The following is a 17,041-nucleotide window of genomic DNA, read 5'->3' as shown; positions in this document are numbered from 1 at the left end:
CCAAAACAATTCTTCTTTTTGCTTGACAAGTTTTTTGTTTTGTTGTATTATTTAATTAAGACAAAAGGGTAAGAGAAAGGAGACTAAGATGTCCTGGACATTTGACAACAAAAAACCCATCTATTTACAGATTATGGAGAAAATCAAGCTTCAGATTGTTTCCCATACACTGGAACCCAATCAACAACTTCCAACCGTGAGGGAGCTAGCTAGTGAGGCTGGTGTCAATCCCAATACCATCCAAAGAGCCTTATCAGACCTTGAACGAGAAGGATTTGTCTACAGCAAGCGAACAACTGGACGATTTGTGACTAAGGATAAGGAGCTAATCGCCCAGTCACGCAAACAATTATCAGAAGAAGAATTGGAACACTTCGTTTCCTCCATGACCCATTTTGGCTATGAAAAAGAAGAACTACCAGGCGTAGTCAGTGATTATATTAAAGGAGTTTAAGCCTATGTCATTACTAGCATTTGAAAATGTATCCAAATCATATGGAGCAACACCAGCCCTTGCAAATGTTTCTCTTGACATTCCAGCTGGAAAAATTGTCGGCCTTCTTGGGCCAAACGGCTCAGGAAAAACAACCCTGATTAAACTAATCAACGGCCTCTTACAACCAGATCAAGGACGTGTCCTCATCAACGACATGGACCCAAGCCCAGCAACCAAGGCCGTTGTAGCTTATTTGCCTGATACGACCTATCTCAATGAGCAAATGAAGGTCAAAGAAGCCCTAACCTACTTCAAGACCTTCTATAAAGATTTCAATCTTGAACGCGCCCATCATCTACTTGCAGACCTCGGCATTGATGAAAATAGTCGTCTCAAGAAACTATCAAAAGGAAACAAGGAAAAGGTACAACTGATTTTGGTTATGAGCCGTGATGCTCGTCTTTACGTTCTGGACGAACCCATTGGTGGGGTGGATCCAGCAGCCCGTGAGTATATCCTCAATACCATTATCAACAACTACTCCCCAACTTCTACCGTTTTGATTTCTACCCACTTGATTTCTGATATCGAGCCAATCTTGGATGAAATTGTCTTCCTCAAAGACGGAAAAGTCGTCCGTCAAGGCAATGTAGATGACATTCGCTATGAGTCTGGTGAATCCATTGACCAGCTCTTCCGTCAGGAATTTAAGGCCTAAGCAAAGGAGATTATTTATGTTTTGGAATTTAGTTCGCTACGAATTTAAAAATGTTAACAAGTGGTATTTAGCCCTTTATGGTGCTGTGCTAGTCCTTTCTGCCCTTATCGGGATACAAGCACAGACCTATAACAATCTGCCTGTCAAAGAAAACCAACCTGTCCTACTCATTTTTCTAGCTACTGTCTTTGGTGGCTTGATGATTACACTGGGGATTTCAACCATTTTCTTGATTATTAAACGCTTTAAAGGTAGTGTCTATGACCGACAAGGCTATCTGACTTTGACCTTGCCAGTTTCTGAGCACTATATCATCACTGCTAAATTAGTCGGAGCCTTTATCTGGTCTATACTTAGCTCGGTTGTACTGGCTCTAAGTGCTTTTCTTATTGTGACTATAACGGTTCCAGAATGGATGTCACATTATGACTTGTTCCCACTTGTAGGAACATACCTTCCTCAACTCTCTCTTGTGGGGTTATCCTTCCTACTAAATACCGTTTCTGGAATCCTCTGCATCTACTTGGCTATTTCCATTGGACAGCTTTTCAATGAATACCGTACAGCACTCGCTGTTGCAGCCTACATTGGGATCCAAATCGTCATTGGCTTTATTGAAGTCTTCTTCAATACCAGTACTAACTTCTATGTCAATTCACTTGCAGGATTTAATGATAATTTCTATATGGGAGCAAGCATAGGCATTGTTAAAGAACTCATATTCATAGCTATCTTTTATCTCGGAACCTACTATATTTTGAGAAACAAGGTTAACTTGCAATAGTTTTAAAATCAAAAAGGATAACATCTCATCACAGAGAGGCTATCCTTTTTGATTTTATCTCATTTTCCGTCTAACTTTATCTTACAGACGAATCCTTCTAACCAATTAATACTCTTCGAAAATCTCTTCAAACTACATCAGCTTCACCTTGCCGTAGGTATGGTTACTGACTTCGTCAGTTCTATCCACAACCTCAAAACCATGTTTTGAGCTGACTTCGTCAGTTCTATCTACAACCTCAAAGCAGTGCTAAGGAGCATATCTATTATGCACCCCCCTATGTCTCTTGGGAAAGGGGAACTAATGAGAATCACAATAGGCTCATTCAGAGATGGTTACCTAAAGGAACTAAGAAAACGACTCCCAAAGAAGTCGCATTCATCGAAAATTGGATTAATAACTATCCTAAAAAACACTTGAACTACAAGTCCCCCAGAGAAGACTTCTTGATGGAGAACTTGAAATTTGGCAATGAAATAAAGACTATACAAATTGATTAGGGAATTTAAAACATAGTAGATTGAAACTAGAATAGTACACCTCTACTTCTAAAACATTCTTAGAAATCGATTTGACTGTCCTGATCGATTTATCCTGTTCTTATTTCATTTCACTATAATTTCTAACAATATTTTAAAAACTGAACCGTACTATTTCAACTTCCATAAATTACAATATTGATAGGCACAGTTCCCATACCTGTCCAAATTCGAATAACGTTTAGTATAAATTAGAATATGACTACAACATCACAAATAATTAGACTATCTATAATATCTACGATGTAACATATACATAGGAAGCACCGTTATCAAGAGCGCCAAGGCTATCAACCAGATAAGATGAAGATACAAACCTGTCACCTCACCTCCCCATATAATACGAATCATGCGGGTAGCGTGATACAAGGGAGAAAACCAAGTCAAATCACCAAGTATTGGGGGCAAGGAAGTAATGGGAAAGAAGGTATCTGAAAACATATAAAGAGGACGGATTACCAAAACATTGTAGTAATTCAGAAATTCCCTAGACGGTGCCAAGTAGGTAAAGATTAGTCCTAAAACACCAAACAAATAACCCACTATAAATAAAATCAGAGGAATCAATAACATCAAGACATGAAAATGCGCTGTGATAAGCATGGAAATCAGCCAAAAAATCCCACCGAAAATCACTGCACGAATACCTGCCCAGATAGCCTGACCCACCACAATATCACTCGTATTGATTGGCGTCATCAACATAGCATCATAAGTCTTTTCAATCTTATACTGGATAAAGGCATTGACCGTTGTTTCTGCGGTGGCCGCAGACATGGCAGTCGCAGCAATTAAACCTGTAATGACAAAATCACGGTAGAGCATACCGTTAACATGCGTCAAATAGGCACCAACTCCAAATCCCATTGCTAAAAGATAAAAGAGGGGTCGATAAGGTTGGGGACAATTGAAATTTTAAATAAATTTCTAAAACTCATGTAGTTGCGTACCACAACGTGTCCGATGGACTGAAATGATAACTTAAACATGCAAGTCCTCCTTCTCTGTCCCAGTCAACCCCAAAAAAAGCGTCTCAAGGTTGTCAGCATCATACTTGATGAGCAAGTCTTCTACAGTTCCTTCTTCTTTGATAGTCCCTTGGTGGAGCATCAGCACCCTATCTGTCAAATATTCAATCTCATTCATATAGTGGGAAGTAATAATGATAGAAACACCTAATTCCTTCAACTCCAAAAGTTTATCCCAAATAATATTGCGGGATTGAATGTCTAAACCAACTGTCGGTTCATCTAAAATGATAATATCAGGCCGATTGATGAGAGCTCTTGCCAAGACAAGACGTCGTCGCATCCCACCCGACAGCTGATTCACCATCTTTTGCGCATGTTTGCTCAGTTGAACAAAATCCAAGAGAGAATCGATTCTCTTCCTAAGTTCGACAGATGAGATACCATAACATAGACCGTGAGCAAAAAGATTATCATAAACATTCAAGGTCATGTCCAGCATATCCTCCTGCCCTACAATACCCAGACAAGATTTACTCTTACGACGATTGGTTTCAATATTTTGCCCCAAGATATCAATCTCTCCTGAGGAAATTGAGGTCAGTGAGTAAATCATCTTTAAAGTGGATGTTTTGCCAGCACCGTTGATTCCCAAGATACCCAAACACTCTCCTTCTCCCAATTCAAAGCTAATTCCCTTGACAGCTTCATAAGAACCATATTGCTTTTTTAGATTTTTAACACTTAACTTCTTCACTCTTTCTTTCCCCCACAAATAGAGCATGTTGGATACTTTGTTAATTCATCAAAATGTTGTTCGAATGTTATAAAGTCAATTGAGAATCTTTTATTAAATGTTAGCAATGCTTCGTATCCCCAAAAAATATATCTTAAAATTTCAAACGAAATAAAATACCCTTGAAATAGACAAGCAGGACCTAAAGCACCATTCGGAGTTCTGAACATCTCTAGTTCCAATGAATTTGTCATCGTACGAACAGTCTCCAACTCCTCAGCATACTCAGGAATTTTTTCCAAATCCTCTAAAAACTGACAGTAATAGCACGCTGCTTTATACGGAATAATTGAATATACTTTCCCATTTTTCTTACCCACCACAGCAGACAGACATAATTTATTGTATTGAACACAAGCTTCATTGACCCAAAAATCAATATAGCCTGTTGGATAATCTGCAACATTTACTACGATATCACATTTTGAAGTTTTTATTAACTCATCAACATCCTCTTTTGAACCTATCTCTTTATCAAGTACCTCAAATTCAATTAAAGGATTAAACTTTCTAAGCGACTCTTTTGCAGCCTCTACTTTTCTTTTTCCAATATCAGATGTCGAATACAAAATTTGTCTATTGAGATTACTAGCTTCGACCGTATCAAAATCAACTGCTGTAATATGCCCTATACCTAATTCAGCCAATGCTAGACAGATATTACTTCCTATACCACCAATACCTAAGAGCAAAATACGCGTCTTTTTTAATTTTAACTGATAATCATATTTTGTTAAAGATAATGTATCTAAAGTATTAAAAAAGTTAAGATTTACGGAATATCTGTCCAATTCTTCTGAAGTTAATTCAGTTGTAGTAACAAAATTATCCTCCAAATACCCTAGTGTATCTAGTAAAGAAATACTTTCTTCTACATCATTAGAAGACAAGTTATCAACTAAACTACAAATTTCATTGATTGTGTGTTTTCCATTGAGGAGCTTAATGAGCTGAGTATACTTCTCATCCAGATTCTCAATCTCAATACCATAATCTTTTCCTATACCTAATCTAATTTTATCCTTTAAAAATAGGACACTATGAATATCTTTAATTTTAGGTAAATTCAATTCTATTTCCTCCTAAAATAGACAAAAGGAATGGAAAAATCCATTCACTTTTGAAAAAATGTTGAGAATGTAATCTTAAGATTAACGTCCTTCAACTGTGGATACTGCTGAAATTACTTTTGTAATTTTACCTCCATTTAAACTCAGACAATAAAATTTAAAATATTCTCTAGTAAAACATTTTAAAAATCTATTTATCTTGTGCTTTAATTATAGTATAATAAAAGATAGAAAATCATCGATATATGAAATTTGGAGAAAATTTTTATGGAACCAGATATTTTCATCATCACAAAACTCTTATCAGACCCTTCTCGGATGCACATTTTAGATATTCTAATGGATGGAAAAGCTCACACGGTTAACGAAATTGCCAGCTTTACCAAAATCAAGCAACATACTGTCAGCTATCACCTCAAATTACTTACCGAAGCACAGGTAACCACTCTACAAACCTATGGACGTTTTCATTATTATTCTTTAAAAAGTGCTGCCATTGCAGAAATGCTGGAATTTCTCAGCTTCTACTCTCCTCAGCGTGATGTCAAAAGTTATAAACAACACATTCACAAAAAGGAATTAAAGGTCGCTCGCACCTGCTATGACCATATTGCTGGTGAGCTTGGCATTTCCATTACCAATTATCTCTTGCAAGAAAATCTCCTCAGCGAATCAGAAAAAGACTTCCAACTCACTGAAGCTGGGAAGTCTTATTTCCAAAGAAAATTACACATTGATACGGATGAATTGAAAAAGAAAAAACGGAAATTTTGCCCTAAATGTTTGGATTGGAGCGAACGTAAAAATCATGTCGGCGGAGCTCTCGGCAATGCTCTTTTAGAATTTTTCAGTGAAAAACAATTGGTCATCCCTGCACAAACGCCACGTTCACTTACCATTACAGAGCAGGGCAAAGAATTCCTCGAAAAGGAGTGGGGGATTTAAACATGGATTTTTAAGCAAATAACTGTCCATACCAATTCTATAACAACCTCTCTATTCCCCTTACTCTCCCAACTGGGCACTGTAGGCGATAATCTGATCAACCGTATCAGACAAGAATTGGATGGTATCACGAAGTGGTTTGTCTGTTGAAATATCCGCACCGATAATCATGGCTGACTCCAGTGGTGTCTTGCTGCCACCTGATTTAAGGAGATTGAGCCAGTCTTCAGCTCCAGTTTCTGAGTTTTTAAGATGAAGGTAACCCGCAGTCGAGATGACTAGTCCTGCTGAGTAAGTGTAACTATACAAGCCCATGTAGTAGTGAGCTTGGCGCATCCAAGTCAAAGCTGCATCATCATCAATTTCAATGGCATCTCCCCAGAAATCCGTCAAAACTTCCTTCATAATGCTGTTGAGTTTGCTTGCTCCGAAGGTTTCTCCTTCTTCAATCAGTGTATAAACCTTGCGCTGGAAGGCTGCTTCCAAGAGGTGGGTGATGAAATTATGGAAGTAGGTGTCTGTCAAGCGATGAGCCAGAGCGAAGCGTTTTTGACGTGGGTCATTAGACTGGTTCTCTAAGTAATCACTGAGTAGCAATTCATTGAAGGTCGACGGTGCTTCAACATAATAGGTCGACATGTGGGCGTTGAAATAGCTTTGATGATTGTCTGAAAAGATGAATTGACCAGAATGCCCGATTTCATGAATCAAGGTATAGACATCGCTCAAACGGCCTGTCCAGCTCATGAGTACATAAGGGTGTACGCGATATGGGTCCGCCGCATAACCACCGGAATCCTTGCCACTGTTAGCAGCAAAGTCCACCCAGCGCTCTTCTTGGTAACGAGCAACTTCCTGACAATATTCTTGCCCCAAAGGTTCTACCGACTTCATGACCAAATCATAGGCATCGTCAATAGTCACTTCAGGATTGAGGGCGCTGTCCAAGTCCAATTTCCAGTCTGCAAAGGTCATCTTTTCAAGACCATTTACCTTGGCAACATGCTTGAGGTATCTCTGAGCGACTGGTGCAAAGTCCTTCATGATGAGGTCAATCTGGCGATCAAACATGACACGGTCCACTTCTTGTTCAGCTAGAAGATAGTCAAAGACAGAGTCATATCCCTTCATATCAGCCAAGAGTTTTTCAGACTTGACCTGAGCCAGATAGGCTGCTGCAGCCGTATTTTGGTGCTTACGAAGTCCCTCTGAGAAGGAACGGAAGGATTTCTCACGAACCTCAGCATCCTCGTGATTTTGGTAGAAATTCTCATAGGTGACAAAGCTGTTTTTATAGGTCTTGCCATGGGCTTCAAAGTCAGCCATTTCAAAATCCCCAGCTCGCATCTTAGTATAAATGTCCTGCGGACTATAGAAAACTTCACCGAGATTTGTCAAGGTCTTCTCCACATCTGCCCCTAAGTAGTGGGCTTTTTTGATTTTAGCCTGACGAATGGCAGCTGTTAAATGTGGCAATTTACCCAAACGGTCCAAGACTTCCTCGTCTGCTGCCACCAAGGCATCGTCAAAGAAGGTCAAGGCTACGCTGGCAGCTGTTTCAAATTCCATCCCAGCTTGGGCAATATTGGCAAATTCGTCATTGCTATAGTCCGTCGTCTGAGGCATAAAAGCATAGTTGCCAATATGGCTCATCTGAATGTAGATCTGTTCCAATTCCGCAAAGGCCTTCTCGAAATCCTCAAAAATGTGAAGATTGCCCTTGTAATCACGGCTAAACTGGTTGATGTCTTCGCGAGCTTTCTCGATTGCACGCAAGAAATCCTCACGGTCTTGGTATAGGGCTGTTAAGTCCCAGAGTTCCTTCTCTGGAAATTCTGAACGGTGTTTTTGTTCCATTTTCTTCCTCTTATTTCTCTAATTCTACTAAAACACTAAGGGCTGATAAGGCGTAAAGCGGTGCTGTTTCTGCTCGCAAAATACGAGGACCTAGGCCTACCAAAACGGCTCCCTTAGCTTCAAAACTTTCGATTTCTGCAGGTGACAGACCGCCTTCTGGACCAAAGATAAAGAGCAGTTTGGCTCCTGTTTCAAGACCAGTGACTGCTTGCAGAAGCGCAGCGGCTTCTCCTTCTTTAGCTGATTCTTCATAGGCTACTATGATAGAGTCAAACTGGTCCAGCTGAGCTAGAAAATCTGCTTTTTTCTCGAAAAGTTTAATACTTGGTACAATATTACGCTTGCTTTGCTCGGCTGCTCCAAGGGCAATTTTTTCTAGTTTTTCAACTTTTTTACCCAATTTCTTGCCATCCCACTTGGCAACTGACCAGTCTGCAGGAAAGGCCCAGATTTGGCTAGCACCCAGTTCGGTTACTTTTTGAGCGATGAACTCCAGCTTGTCTCCCTTGGGAAATCCAGATGCGATGGTCACTTGGACTGGTAGTTCCACATTGTCATTTAATTCTTGGACCAACTCAAACTGACGATTTTCCATATCCAGCACGCGCGCCAAGCGCTTGATGCCATCATCAAAGACTAAGGTAACCTCATCCTCTTCTTTCAAGCGCATAACCTGAAACATATGCTTACTGGTTTCCTTGTCCTCGATAGTGACAGGAGAGATAGCACTGCCTTTTACAAAATACTGCTGCATGCTAGCCTCCAATCACACCAGAGATATCCTTGGTTTTCTTAAAGACACAGGCATTCCATTCCCCTTGAACCATGTGAGTTTCGAGGAAAAATCCAGCTGATTCAGCCGACTCGCGCACCATGTCCCACTTATCCTTGATAATGCCACTCATGATCAGGTAGCCTTCGTCCTTGACCAGACAATAAGCATCCTCTGTCAGATGAATGAGGATATCCGCCAAGATATTAGCCACAATCACATCTGCCTCAATTTCCACACCCTTAAGCAAATCTCCAGCCGCTACATGGATATTTTCCATGCCAGGGTTGAGCTCAATATTTTCCTGAGCCACACGAACCGCCACATCATCCAGGTCATAGGCGAAAATTTCTTTAGCCCCCAGAAGCGAGCTGGCAATAGAGAGAACCCCTGAACCAGTCCCCACATCTAGCACCGTTTCGCCACCACGAAGAACCTGTTCCAAGGCAAAAAGGCTCATCTTGGTAGTTGGGTGGGTCCCCGTACCAAAGGCCATACCAGGATCCAGCTTGATAATTTTTTCTCCTGCTGTTGCCTCATAGTCCGTCCATGACGGTACGATGGTCAGGTCATGAGTGATGCGTGCTTAGGTTCATAATACTTCTTCCAGTTGTCAGCCCAGTCTTCCTCAGCCAAGGCAGTCGTGCCCATCTTGACTTCTCCTAGGTCCATAAAGTCGGTCAATTCTGCCAGACGAGCCTGCAAATCCGCTTCAACTGCTGCTACATCAACCGTTTCAGGGTAGTAGGCGGTCACTACGATTTCTTCCTGTTGCTCCACCTCTGGGAAAATTTCACCGAATCGGTCCACATTTCCCACATAGTCCATGCTGTCTTCAATTGCTACCCCTTGCGCTCCCAGCTCAATCAAGAGATTGGAAACCAACTCCTCTCCCTCACGCTTCACTGTAACTTTTAACTCTTGCCATGTTTCCATTATTAAGATACCAAGCCCGTAAAACACAAAGCCAAAATAGGAAACTCTCTGAAGACGTTTGTGTCTAAGAGAAGTTTATCTTTTTGGCACAGTGTTTAGGGCGGGTTCAGTTTAGAAATGTAACTGAACCATCCTTTCTAATCACTTACTTTTAAATAATCTTTTAATCTCTCTTGCAACTGAGGCACAACTTGACTGGAACTAAGAAATTCCTCAACATTCATCAGCTGATAGCCCTGTCCTTCATCTCCGAAGATGATATTGTCAAATTGTTCTTGTCTTAGCTGACCAACCATAAAGACCGATTTCTTGCCTTTAAAAATTACGCTAGGATAAATCTTGCTCCAAAGCAGACAGTCTTCATCTAAATGAATTCCCAGTTCCTCATAAACTTCACGCCGAGCGCATTCAAAAGGGCTTTCGTCCCCTTCACGGCCACCACCTGGCAACTCCCACATGTTGGGACAAGGGATATCGTCCTTGTCATCACGCAAAATCGTCAGTAGCTTATCCCCACAAAAGAGGGCAATCTTGCAACCTTGGAAATCAGAAATTTCTAGTTCCATCTTCAGTTCCTTCTAACATTTCCTTTTCCAGCTCTGCTAACAAGTTTTCATAATAGCGTTTCTCGTCCCTCAACATTCGACTACTATCCATTTTCTGTCTAGCAATCTTGAGAGCCTTACGAGTTCGATCTACATCTTTCTTCACCTTTAATTGATACCAGGCTTGTATCACTTGAAGATTGGACAGTTTGAGAGACAGAAACGATTTGACCTGTCGAATACTAGCATATTGCTCCGCTTGCTCAAAATCTCCTTCCAACAAGGCGATATGAAGCAGGGATAGTTGGGCAACTGTCTGCATCATCGGAGTAGTTGTCCTCTCAAGTAATGCTTGAAACTGCTGTTTAGCTACTTCTTCCTTCCCTTCCAAAATGGAAACTTCACCTTGCATACCTAATACACCATCCGCAAAACTCCCTCGTGCATCCTCAGGAACTGCTTGAACAAAGTCTTTCAAATCATATTCTTGAGGAGCAAGCAAAGTTTGAGCAGAATGTCTCAATACCAGGTAGGCGTATTTGGTATTTTCAGGGTGTTGTAGTAATTCCCAAATTTTTGCTCCATCGGTGATGTCGACTGGCAAAATGTTATTTAGGAAGAAAGATAAATTAAGAAAAATCCAAGTCCCTGCAAAATACCAGCTTCTTGTCAAAAATCCAAACACTATCGCCAATAATATCAAGCCGAGATGAACCATCAAGCCTCCTGAAAGCATCAGGATGATTCTTTGATCGCTTTCATCCTCTTTTAAACCAATGTATTGAGCACCAACATTTTTCAGAATGGCTGTTCTACTAAGATGAAACCTGCCTGACTTTTTGGTCAAAATAAAATGTCCTAATCCAAAAGCCACCAGCCGATAGCCTGTCAAGTAGCCACAAAAAGCATGACCCAGTTCATGAAGAATAAAGATTAAATACATGCTTAGAAGAGCGAAGGCATAACCAAAAGTAAAGGCTAAAACTGCGGAATACCCCAACTCTGCAAATGCGATTGTTCCACAAGCAAAAGCTAGCATAATAAAGACAACAGCTAGCACATAAACCAAATAAGTCCCAATTTTCTTCATAACACCTCCAACCAACTCCTAGTATCTTGGATAAGGATAAAATTCTCCCTCTTCCAAGCCAACTTTTCCTTCTTCAAAGACTTCTTGATTCCATTCCATAACAAATTCCTCTGCTTCTGGATCTTCCAAAAAGTCCATGAGGGTATCTAGCCCAACCTCAGCAGTATCTTTAAGGAAAAGGGCAAAATAAGCTAAAAATTCACGGGAAAATCCTTTTTTAGGCAGGTAAGGAATAACAGTCAAATAGTCTTCCTCATTGACTGTTGACTTGGCAGGATTGTAGAAAAGGACCGCTTCCTCAAAAAGAATGTCATCTGATGAAACCTCTCCGTCTTCATCCACCATCTCCACACCTGCAGCATTTTGCGCTTCCAATAGAAAACTCACTTCTACCGCATGGTTGCGTTTGTCCCAGCTAATCTCAAAGTCAAAGGGAAAGTTCTTGTCCAACTCTTCCTCTAAAACATCTAAAAATCCGTATGTTGCCATTTTGTCCTCTTTCTATGCGACTCTTTAATCGCCCCGATTGCTCGGAAATATGCTAAAATAGATACTACCATCTTACCACAAAATTATTTTATGTCCTAATTATACCATATTACCTCATTTAAACCCTTGGTATCAGTGATTTTCTTAAAAGTCTGATTTCTTCATTTCTCATAAAAATCAATATAAAAAGCCCGCGAAAGGGCTAATAAATCTATAAAATCAATAGGCGAGTAACTAGCACAAGTGGACGTGCTTTTTTATTGACTATTACCACGATACCACGCTTAATCTTAGGCTTGAACTTTCTTATCTGCAATAGCGTCTGTCAAAGTCTGAGAAAAGTTAAGTCCCATTTCTCGTCCCAACTTATCTGCCCATTTTGGTATGGTCAAAGTCTTTTTAATGGGTTCCTGACTTCCTAGGTATTCTGATACATCAACAGATACCATAGAAATAAAAGATTTATCAAGGTCATAGGTTGACACGAAATCTTCATCATCTTTAAAAGGATCATTATCAATTAAAGACAAGCTATTGATATCTGATGGCTGAGGTAACTCTCCATCACTCTCTATCAAATCTGCAACAGTTATCCCTAGCCACTCCGACCCCATAGCCAAAGCCTCAGAAATCCCCTCTCCTTGTGTAGCTGAGTATTCAAAATCTGGGAAATGGACAAAATAAGTCGCTTCTGTTCCGTCTGTGTCGTCATAATAAAATAAAGCTGGATACGTAACTAACATTTCACTACCTCCATATCAAAAAGCAGGGACTGAATTTTACAACCCAGCTTGCTTTCTTATCCCTCTTTCAGTGTACTTATTCAGCTCACCATGAGGGATTGTGATAGGTCTTTCCCCTTGCTTTTCCATTTTAATATGGGAACCTTTACCGCCTCTAGTCTTTATCCAACCATGGACCGTAAGGAGTTTAACCATCTCTTTTTGTGTCATAGGCATAGCGCTTTTACCTCCTGACAACACCATTATAACACGTGTTACACGTATTGTAAAGGAGTGATACTTATTATTCTATTATACATAAAAGCCCCTAGATGTGGTTCTAAGGGAAGCCAATTTATTCATACCTATTTTCTAATGAGTAGTAAAAACTGCTTCTTTATCGAGCAATTCATCATCTGTATAGTCAATTGTAAAAGTATCTCGATCTAAGACAGATTGAGGCGGAGTTGAATGAATCATAGGAACACTGCGTACTCTATATTTTTTATCTCCAATTTTTACAAACTGATACTCTTCGAAAATCTCTTCAAACCACGTCAACGTCGCCTTACCGTACTCAAGTACAGCCTGCGGCTAGTTTCCTAGTTTGCTCTTTGATTTTCATTGAGTATGATTAACTCTCAAGTATTCAAAATCAGGATTTTCAACAGTTATTACAAGGAGGCGATTTACTACTTCAAAAACATCAATTATTCTATTTTTCATATTTTTTCAACCCATTATTAGAATGAACTTCTTGGTAAGCAAAATCAAGTTTAGATTTAATGTTTTCGTACAAATCTAAAATCTCTTTTGGAGTATCTTCTCGGAAGAAAAGTTTTCTTTTCCCTGAAATAACTTGATCACTAAGAATCCAATGACGAATTTGTTTTGTAAAAATCAAAATTTCCTGACTTGGTAGTTCCATCATTTCCATTGCTTATCACCTCTCTTTTCATTATAGTTCATACAATGACATTCAGCAATATTATTTCTCAAGTCAGCACTTCCACTTCTTTAGGCTCAACTATCCTATTTTGAGCTTTAAGGAAAATCAAATCTCTCATGCTGATACCTCTCCTCATTAAATTAAATAGTCAAAAGCTCCGGAATGTTACAAAACCATTGAAATATCACAACTAATAGGCTAGAATGGACATAGTAAGATATATTAGATAAGTTATACTGCTCAAAAAATATGACACTAAAATCCACCTTAGAAAGGACTGTTATGCCAGACAATCTCGCGCTTCGCATGCGCCCTAAAACCATCGACCAGGTCATCGGTCAGGAGCATCTGGTCGGACCTGGAAAAATCATCCGCCGCATGGTGGAAGCCAACCGCCTGTCCTCCATGATTCTATATGGCCCCCTCCAAGAATCGGCAAAACCAGTATTGCCTCTGCCATCGCTGGAACGACCAAGTATGCCTTTCGAACTTTCAATGCGACAGTTGATAGTAAAAAGCGACTGCAAGAAATTGCGGAAGAGGCTAAATTCTCTGGTGGTCTCGTCCTATTACTAGACGAGATTCATAGACTAGATAAAACCAAGCAGGACTTCCTCTTGCCTCTCTTGGAAAGCGGACTGGTCATCATGATTGGCGCTACGACTGAAAATCCTTTCTTCTCGGTCACTCCTGCCATCCGTAGCCGAGTTCAAATTTTTGAGTTAGAACCTCTGTCTAACCAAGACGTCAAAGAGGCCCTGCAGATAGCTCTAAGTAACCCTGAGCGTGGTTTTGATTTTCCAGTAGAACTAGATGAGGATGTGCTGGATTTCATCGCAACCTCTACAAACGGAGACCTGCGCTCTACCTTTAACTCGCTGGACCTGGCTATTCTCTCTACCCCTGAGAATGACGAGGGCATTCGCCATATCACCCTTGATATCATGGAAAATAGCCTGCAGCGGAGTTATATTACTATGGACAAAGATGGGGATGGACACTACGATGTCCTCTCAGCCCTGCAAAAGTCTATCCGTGGCTCGGATGTGGATGCTAGTCTCCACTATGCCGCCCGCTTGATTGAGGCTGGTGATTTGCCAAGTCTCGCTCGACGCTTGACCGTTATCGCCTATGAAGATATCGGTTTGGCCAACCCTGAAGCCCAGATTCATACCGTGACTGCTCTGGATGCTGCACAAAGGATTGGATTCCCAGAAGCCCGCATTCTCATTGCCAATGTCGTGATTGATTTGGCCCTTTCTCCAAAATCCAACTCAGCCTATGTAGCTATGGATAAGGCACTTGCTGACCTCAAAACATCAGGGCACTTGCCTATTCCGCGACACCTGCGTGATGGGCACTACAGTGGAAGCAAGGAACTTGGCAATGCCCAAGACTATCTCTATCCACACAACTATCCTGGAAATTGGGTCAAGCAAGACTATCTGCCAGAAAAAATTCGTAATCATCACTATTTCCAAGCAGAAGATACTGGTAAATATGAACGGGCCTTGGCTCAAAGAAAGGAAGCTATCGACCGTTTGCGAAAAATCTGAAATCCTTTTCAAAAAATTGCACTTTCCTCTTGATTTTTTTTGAAAAAGTGGTATCATATAAGTATAGAAACGCTGTGGTGTACGACTTCACACTTAAGTGTTGACCGACTATTTTTTGTATTATTAGGGAAACAAAAGTCTTCTAACAGCATGTAGGCCGTCTCACACGGAAACAGCTTCAGTTAGAGCGAGTTGCCCACCTGCTTAATTGCGCGGGTTCAATACAAACCGTGAAGTTTCGGCACCAATACAGCTTTTTTCTTTGCCTCCTTAGCTCAGCTGGCAGAGCAGCGGACTCTTAATCCGTGGGTCACAGGTTCGATCCCTGTAGGAGGCATATAAATACAACAGGAAAAGTCTTGGAACCAAGGTTTTTTTGCTTAAATAAAATTTTTTCAAATTCTTTAGAAAACTAGCTTAAATCATAATCCAACACCAATTTTACAAATACCATAAACTAAGCTTATATACCCAAAACACAAAAAGTCCTCTTTCCACTATTTTAGAAAGAGAACTTTTTCTTTAGGAGAAATAACTTAATTTTTAATCAATTCGTGATAGCTCAGCTGGCACCGTTAAGTAATAAGTTGCAGTCAAGCTTGCTTCACCTTGATTGACAAAAATCTCGATGGAATTTTTATCTAGAACAACTTCCAATTCTTTAGCTTCAATATCTACATACCGTCGACTAGTGTCCTGTTCTTCTTCACCTAGAATTTTTTGAACAAGATGGCTACGATCAATGTAAACTTGCTGCGCATTACTGTCATAACCAAATTCAAGATAATCTGTATCATTTCCTAAGTGGAAATGACAATCTTTATCTATTTGGATTTGATATTGGCCTTTTTTAACAGGGAATTGTCTTAGTTTGCCATCTTCCAATCTTAGAATTCTAGGTAAAGTCATGACACCAGCCCATTTGTGTTCTTGGTCATGGGTTGGAAGGGTACGCCCCCATGTCTGCATCCAAGCAATCAGGATACGATGATTTTGATCGTCCAACAATGTTTGAGGCGCATAGAAGTCTTGGCCATGATCAATTTCTTGAACTGATTCTGGAATAAAAAGTTTTTCTTCCCAATCTACCTTACCCGTGAACAAAACCGATGAATTGATGTTATGATATGAGTCTCCCTCACGCTGATAACGCATGGGTGACATAATAAGGCAATCCTTCCCATCTAACTCAAAGTAATCTGGGCATTCCCACATGAAGCCTTGGTGTTCTATCCCTTTTAAAAAGATGGATTCGAACTGCCATTCTACTAGGTTATCGGACCCTAGTAGAACGATACAGCCCACGTTATCCTTGTGTTTAGCAGCTACTACGGAGTAATAGCGTCCATCTTTTTCAAAGAGTTTTGGATCACGGAAATCAGCAGCAATCAACTCATCTGGCAAGTCTGCTCCAGTTGCAACTGGATTTTGTTCAATCTTTTCAAAGTGAATCCCATCGTCTGAAAATGCTATATTTTGCACTTGACGAACACCTGTTTCTTCTTCGATGTTTCCAGTATACATGAGCCAGAGGCGATCGTCTTTGACAATGGCAGAGCCTGAGAAGCAACCATTGCTGTCGTAGTCTTGGTCAGGAGCAAGTGCCACTGGCAAGTGCTCCCAAGTCACCAAGTCCTTACTTTTAGCATGTCCCCAGTGCATAGGTCCCCAAACACTATCATATGGATAGAATTGATAAAAGAGATGGTATTCTCCACGAAAATAGACAAATCCATTTGGATCATTGATCCAACCAATCTCAGCTGAAAAATGTTCTTCAGGCTTATATTGAGTATTAACGAGATGTTTATTTTCTGCTATAAAACGATTGGCTTTTTCTACTGTGTATTTCTTATCTCCCATAATCAA

General features: G+C 40.3%; 16 protein-coding genes, 1 tRNA gene and 4 pseudogenes. 7 read left to right on the top strand and 14 right to left on the bottom strand.

All coding sequences use genetic code 11. From position 1 onward, the window contains the following. Window positions 1-88: 88 nt before the first annotated feature. The 4 genes and pseudogenes from QMQ21_RS03520 to QMQ21_RS03505 form a co-directional block, all read left to right on the top strand. Window positions 89-454 carry a GntR family transcriptional regulator gene (locus QMQ21_RS03520; protein ID WP_000119153.1) on the top strand — a complete coding sequence of 122 codons (366 nt, stop codon included), beginning with the start codon at window positions 89-91 and terminating at the stop codon, window positions 452-454. 4 nt (window positions 455-458) lie between these two features. Further along, complete coding sequence (locus QMQ21_RS03515) at window positions 459-1,154, top strand: ABC transporter ATP-binding protein (RefSeq protein WP_031233482.1); 696 nt, start codon at window positions 459-461, stop codon at window positions 1,152-1,154. A 16-nt stretch (window positions 1,155-1,170) separates the two neighbouring features. After that, the gene (locus QMQ21_RS03510; RefSeq protein WP_023935671.1) at window positions 1,171-1,938 is read left to right on the top strand and encodes a membrane protein; all 768 of its coding nucleotides are present in this window, start codon (window positions 1,171-1,173) and stop codon (window positions 1,936-1,938) included. A gap of 251 nt (window positions 1,939-2,189) precedes the next feature. Beyond that, window positions 2,190-2,438 (top strand): annotated as a pseudogene (locus QMQ21_RS03505) (transposase); the annotation flags it as partial. 264 nt (window positions 2,439-2,702) lie between these two features. On the opposite strand, the pseudogene QMQ21_RS03500 reads toward QMQ21_RS03505, so the two are convergent. The 3 genes and pseudogenes from QMQ21_RS03500 to QMQ21_RS03490 all read right to left on the bottom strand — a co-directional run bounded on the left by QMQ21_RS03500 (window position 2,703) and on the right by QMQ21_RS03490 (window position 5,311). Beyond that, window positions 2,703-3,466 (bottom strand): annotated as a pseudogene (locus QMQ21_RS03500) (ABC transporter permease). Continuing rightward, window positions 3,459-4,229 (bottom strand): ABC transporter ATP-binding protein, encoded by a 771-nt coding sequence (locus QMQ21_RS03495; protein ID WP_000966495.1) that lies wholly within the window; start codon window positions 4,227-4,229, stop codon window positions 3,459-3,461. Before QMQ21_RS03495 ends, QMQ21_RS03500 begins: the two are co-directional and overlap by 8 nt. Next, window positions 4,199-5,311, bottom strand: a complete 1,113-nt coding sequence (locus tag QMQ21_RS03490) for a HesA/MoeB/ThiF family protein (RefSeq protein WP_054387999.1) — start codon at window positions 5,309-5,311, stop codon at window positions 4,199-4,201. Before QMQ21_RS03490 ends, QMQ21_RS03495 begins: the two co-directional genes overlap by 31 nt. A 267-nt stretch (window positions 5,312-5,578) precedes the next feature. Between QMQ21_RS03490 and QMQ21_RS03485 the strand changes: the two genes are divergently transcribed. After that, on the top strand, window positions 5,579-6,256 hold the full coding sequence (locus tag QMQ21_RS03485; RefSeq protein ID WP_000433071.1) for an ArsR/SmtB family transcription factor: 678 nt from the start codon (window positions 5,579-5,581) through the stop codon (window positions 6,254-6,256). 60 nt (window positions 6,257-6,316) lie between these two features. Here the strand turns inward: QMQ21_RS03485 and pepF are convergent, their stop codons facing one another. From pepF to QMQ21_RS03435, 10 genes and pseudogenes are all read right to left on the bottom strand, one after another. Continuing rightward, the gene (pepF, locus tag QMQ21_RS03480) at window positions 6,317-8,113 is read right to left on the bottom strand and encodes an oligoendopeptidase F (RefSeq protein ID WP_023935669.1); all 1,797 of its coding nucleotides are present in this window, start codon (window positions 8,111-8,113) and stop codon (window positions 6,317-6,319) included. Window positions 8,114-8,123: 10 nt separating this feature from the next. Next, window positions 8,124-8,867 (bottom strand): 16S rRNA (uracil(1498)-N(3))-methyltransferase, encoded by a 744-nt coding sequence (locus QMQ21_RS03475; RefSeq protein WP_001188205.1) that lies wholly within the window; start codon window positions 8,865-8,867, stop codon window positions 8,124-8,126. 1 nt (window position 8,868) lies between these two features. Further along, window positions 8,869-9,821 (bottom strand): annotated as a pseudogene (prmA, locus tag QMQ21_RS03470) (50S ribosomal protein L11 methyltransferase). A 137-nt stretch (window positions 9,822-9,958) separates the two neighbouring features. Next, on the bottom strand, window positions 9,959-10,387 hold the full coding sequence (locus QMQ21_RS03465) for an NUDIX hydrolase (RefSeq protein ID WP_000418168.1): 429 nt from the start codon (window positions 10,385-10,387) through the stop codon (window positions 9,959-9,961). Beyond that, on the bottom strand, window positions 10,368-11,456 hold the full coding sequence (locus tag QMQ21_RS03460; protein ID WP_000719722.1) for a site-2 protease family protein: 1,089 nt from the start codon (window positions 11,454-11,456) through the stop codon (window positions 10,368-10,370). Before QMQ21_RS03460 ends, QMQ21_RS03465 begins: the two co-directional genes overlap by 20 nt. A gap of 18 nt (window positions 11,457-11,474) precedes the next feature. Next, a complete protein-coding gene (locus tag QMQ21_RS03455) occupies window positions 11,475-11,945 on the bottom strand; it encodes a DUF3013 family protein (RefSeq protein ID WP_000257101.1) in 471 nt (156 codons plus the stop codon). Window positions 11,946-12,235: 290 nt separating this feature from the next. Next, complete coding sequence (locus QMQ21_RS03450; RefSeq protein ID WP_000961810.1) at window positions 12,236-12,688, bottom strand: type II toxin-antitoxin system HicB family antitoxin; 453 nt, start codon at window positions 12,686-12,688, stop codon at window positions 12,236-12,238. A 36-nt stretch (window positions 12,689-12,724) separates the two neighbouring features. Continuing rightward, a complete protein-coding gene (locus QMQ21_RS03445; protein WP_054387996.1) occupies window positions 12,725-12,904 on the bottom strand; it encodes a type II toxin-antitoxin system HicA family toxin in 180 nt (59 codons plus the stop codon). Window positions 12,905-13,039: 135 nt separating this feature from the next. Further along, complete coding sequence (locus tag QMQ21_RS03440; protein WP_001862821.1) at window positions 13,040-13,228, bottom strand: hypothetical protein; 189 nt, start codon at window positions 13,226-13,228, stop codon at window positions 13,040-13,042. Between the two features lie 154 nt (window positions 13,229-13,382). Next, window positions 13,383-13,604, bottom strand: a complete 222-nt coding sequence (locus QMQ21_RS03435) for a hypothetical protein (protein WP_000425689.1) — start codon at window positions 13,602-13,604, stop codon at window positions 13,383-13,385. Between the two features lie 294 nt (window positions 13,605-13,898). Here QMQ21_RS03435 and QMQ21_RS03430 point away from each other — a divergent pair. Together QMQ21_RS03430 and QMQ21_RS03425 are read left to right on the top strand one after the other, a co-directional pair. Next, window positions 13,899-15,172, top strand: a pseudogene (locus QMQ21_RS03430) (replication-associated recombination protein A). A gap of 264 nt (window positions 15,173-15,436) precedes the next feature. After that, a tRNA-Lys gene (locus QMQ21_RS03425) sits at window positions 15,437-15,509 on the top strand. Window positions 15,510-15,715: 206 nt separating this feature from the next. Here QMQ21_RS03425 and QMQ21_RS03420 read toward each other — a convergent pair. Beyond that, window positions 15,716-17,035 carry a glycoside hydrolase family 32 protein gene (locus tag QMQ21_RS03420; protein WP_054387994.1) on the bottom strand — a complete coding sequence of 440 codons (1,320 nt, stop codon included), beginning with the start codon at window positions 17,033-17,035 and terminating at the stop codon, window positions 15,716-15,718. Between the last annotated feature and the right edge of the window lie 6 nt (window positions 17,036-17,041).

This window comes from Streptococcus bouchesdurhonensis, assembly GCF_948472335.1.
The sequence above is the reverse complement of the archived record's forward strand: the minus strand, read 5'-3'. Positions and strand labels throughout refer to the sequence as shown.

What these genes read in the sequence shown, in the direction of transcription:
- QMQ21_RS03450 (WP_000961810.1), bottom strand. Translation starts at nt 12,688, where the DNA reads ATGTTAGTTACGTATCCAGCTTTATTTTATTATGACGACACAGACGGA.
- pepF (WP_023935669.1), bottom strand. Translation starts at nt 8,113, where the DNA reads ATGGAACAAAAACACCGTTCAGAATTTCCAGAGAAGGAACTCTGGGAC.
- QMQ21_RS03475 (WP_001188205.1), bottom strand. Translation starts at nt 8,867, where the DNA reads ATGCAGCAGTATTTTGTAAAAGGCAGTGCTATCTCTCCTGTCACTATC.
- QMQ21_RS03460 (WP_000719722.1), bottom strand. Translation starts at nt 11,456, where the DNA reads ATGAAGAAAATTGGGACTTATTTGGTTTATGTGCTAGCTGTTGTCTTT.
- QMQ21_RS03455 (WP_000257101.1), bottom strand. Translation starts at nt 11,945, where the DNA reads ATGGCAACATACGGATTTTTAGATGTTTTAGAGGAAGAGTTGGACAAG.
- QMQ21_RS03465 (WP_000418168.1), bottom strand. Translation starts at nt 10,387, where the DNA reads ATGGAACTAGAAATTTCTGATTTCCAAGGTTGCAAGATTGCCCTCTTT.
- QMQ21_RS03495 (WP_000966495.1), bottom strand. Translation starts at nt 4,229, where the DNA reads ATGCTCTATTTGTGGGGGAAAGAAAGAGTGAAGAAGTTAAGTGTTAAA.
- QMQ21_RS03510 (WP_023935671.1), top strand. Translation starts at nt 1,171, where the DNA reads ATGTTTTGGAATTTAGTTCGCTACGAATTTAAAAATGTTAACAAGTGG.
- QMQ21_RS03520 (WP_000119153.1), top strand. Translation starts at nt 89, where the DNA reads ATGTCCTGGACATTTGACAACAAAAAACCCATCTATTTACAGATTATG.
- QMQ21_RS03515 (WP_031233482.1), top strand. Translation starts at nt 459, where the DNA reads ATGTCATTACTAGCATTTGAAAATGTATCCAAATCATATGGAGCAACA.
- QMQ21_RS03485 (WP_000433071.1), top strand. Translation starts at nt 5,579, where the DNA reads ATGGAACCAGATATTTTCATCATCACAAAACTCTTATCAGACCCTTCT.
- QMQ21_RS03435 (WP_000425689.1), bottom strand. Translation starts at nt 13,604, where the DNA reads ATGGAAATGATGGAACTACCAAGTCAGGAAATTTTGATTTTTACAAAA.
- QMQ21_RS03420 (WP_054387994.1), bottom strand. Translation starts at nt 17,035, where the DNA reads ATGGGAGATAAGAAATACACAGTAGAAAAAGCCAATCGTTTTATAGCA.
- QMQ21_RS03445 (WP_054387996.1), bottom strand. Translation starts at nt 12,904, where the DNA reads ATGCCTATGACACAAAAAGAGATGGTTAAACTCCTTACGGTCCATGGT.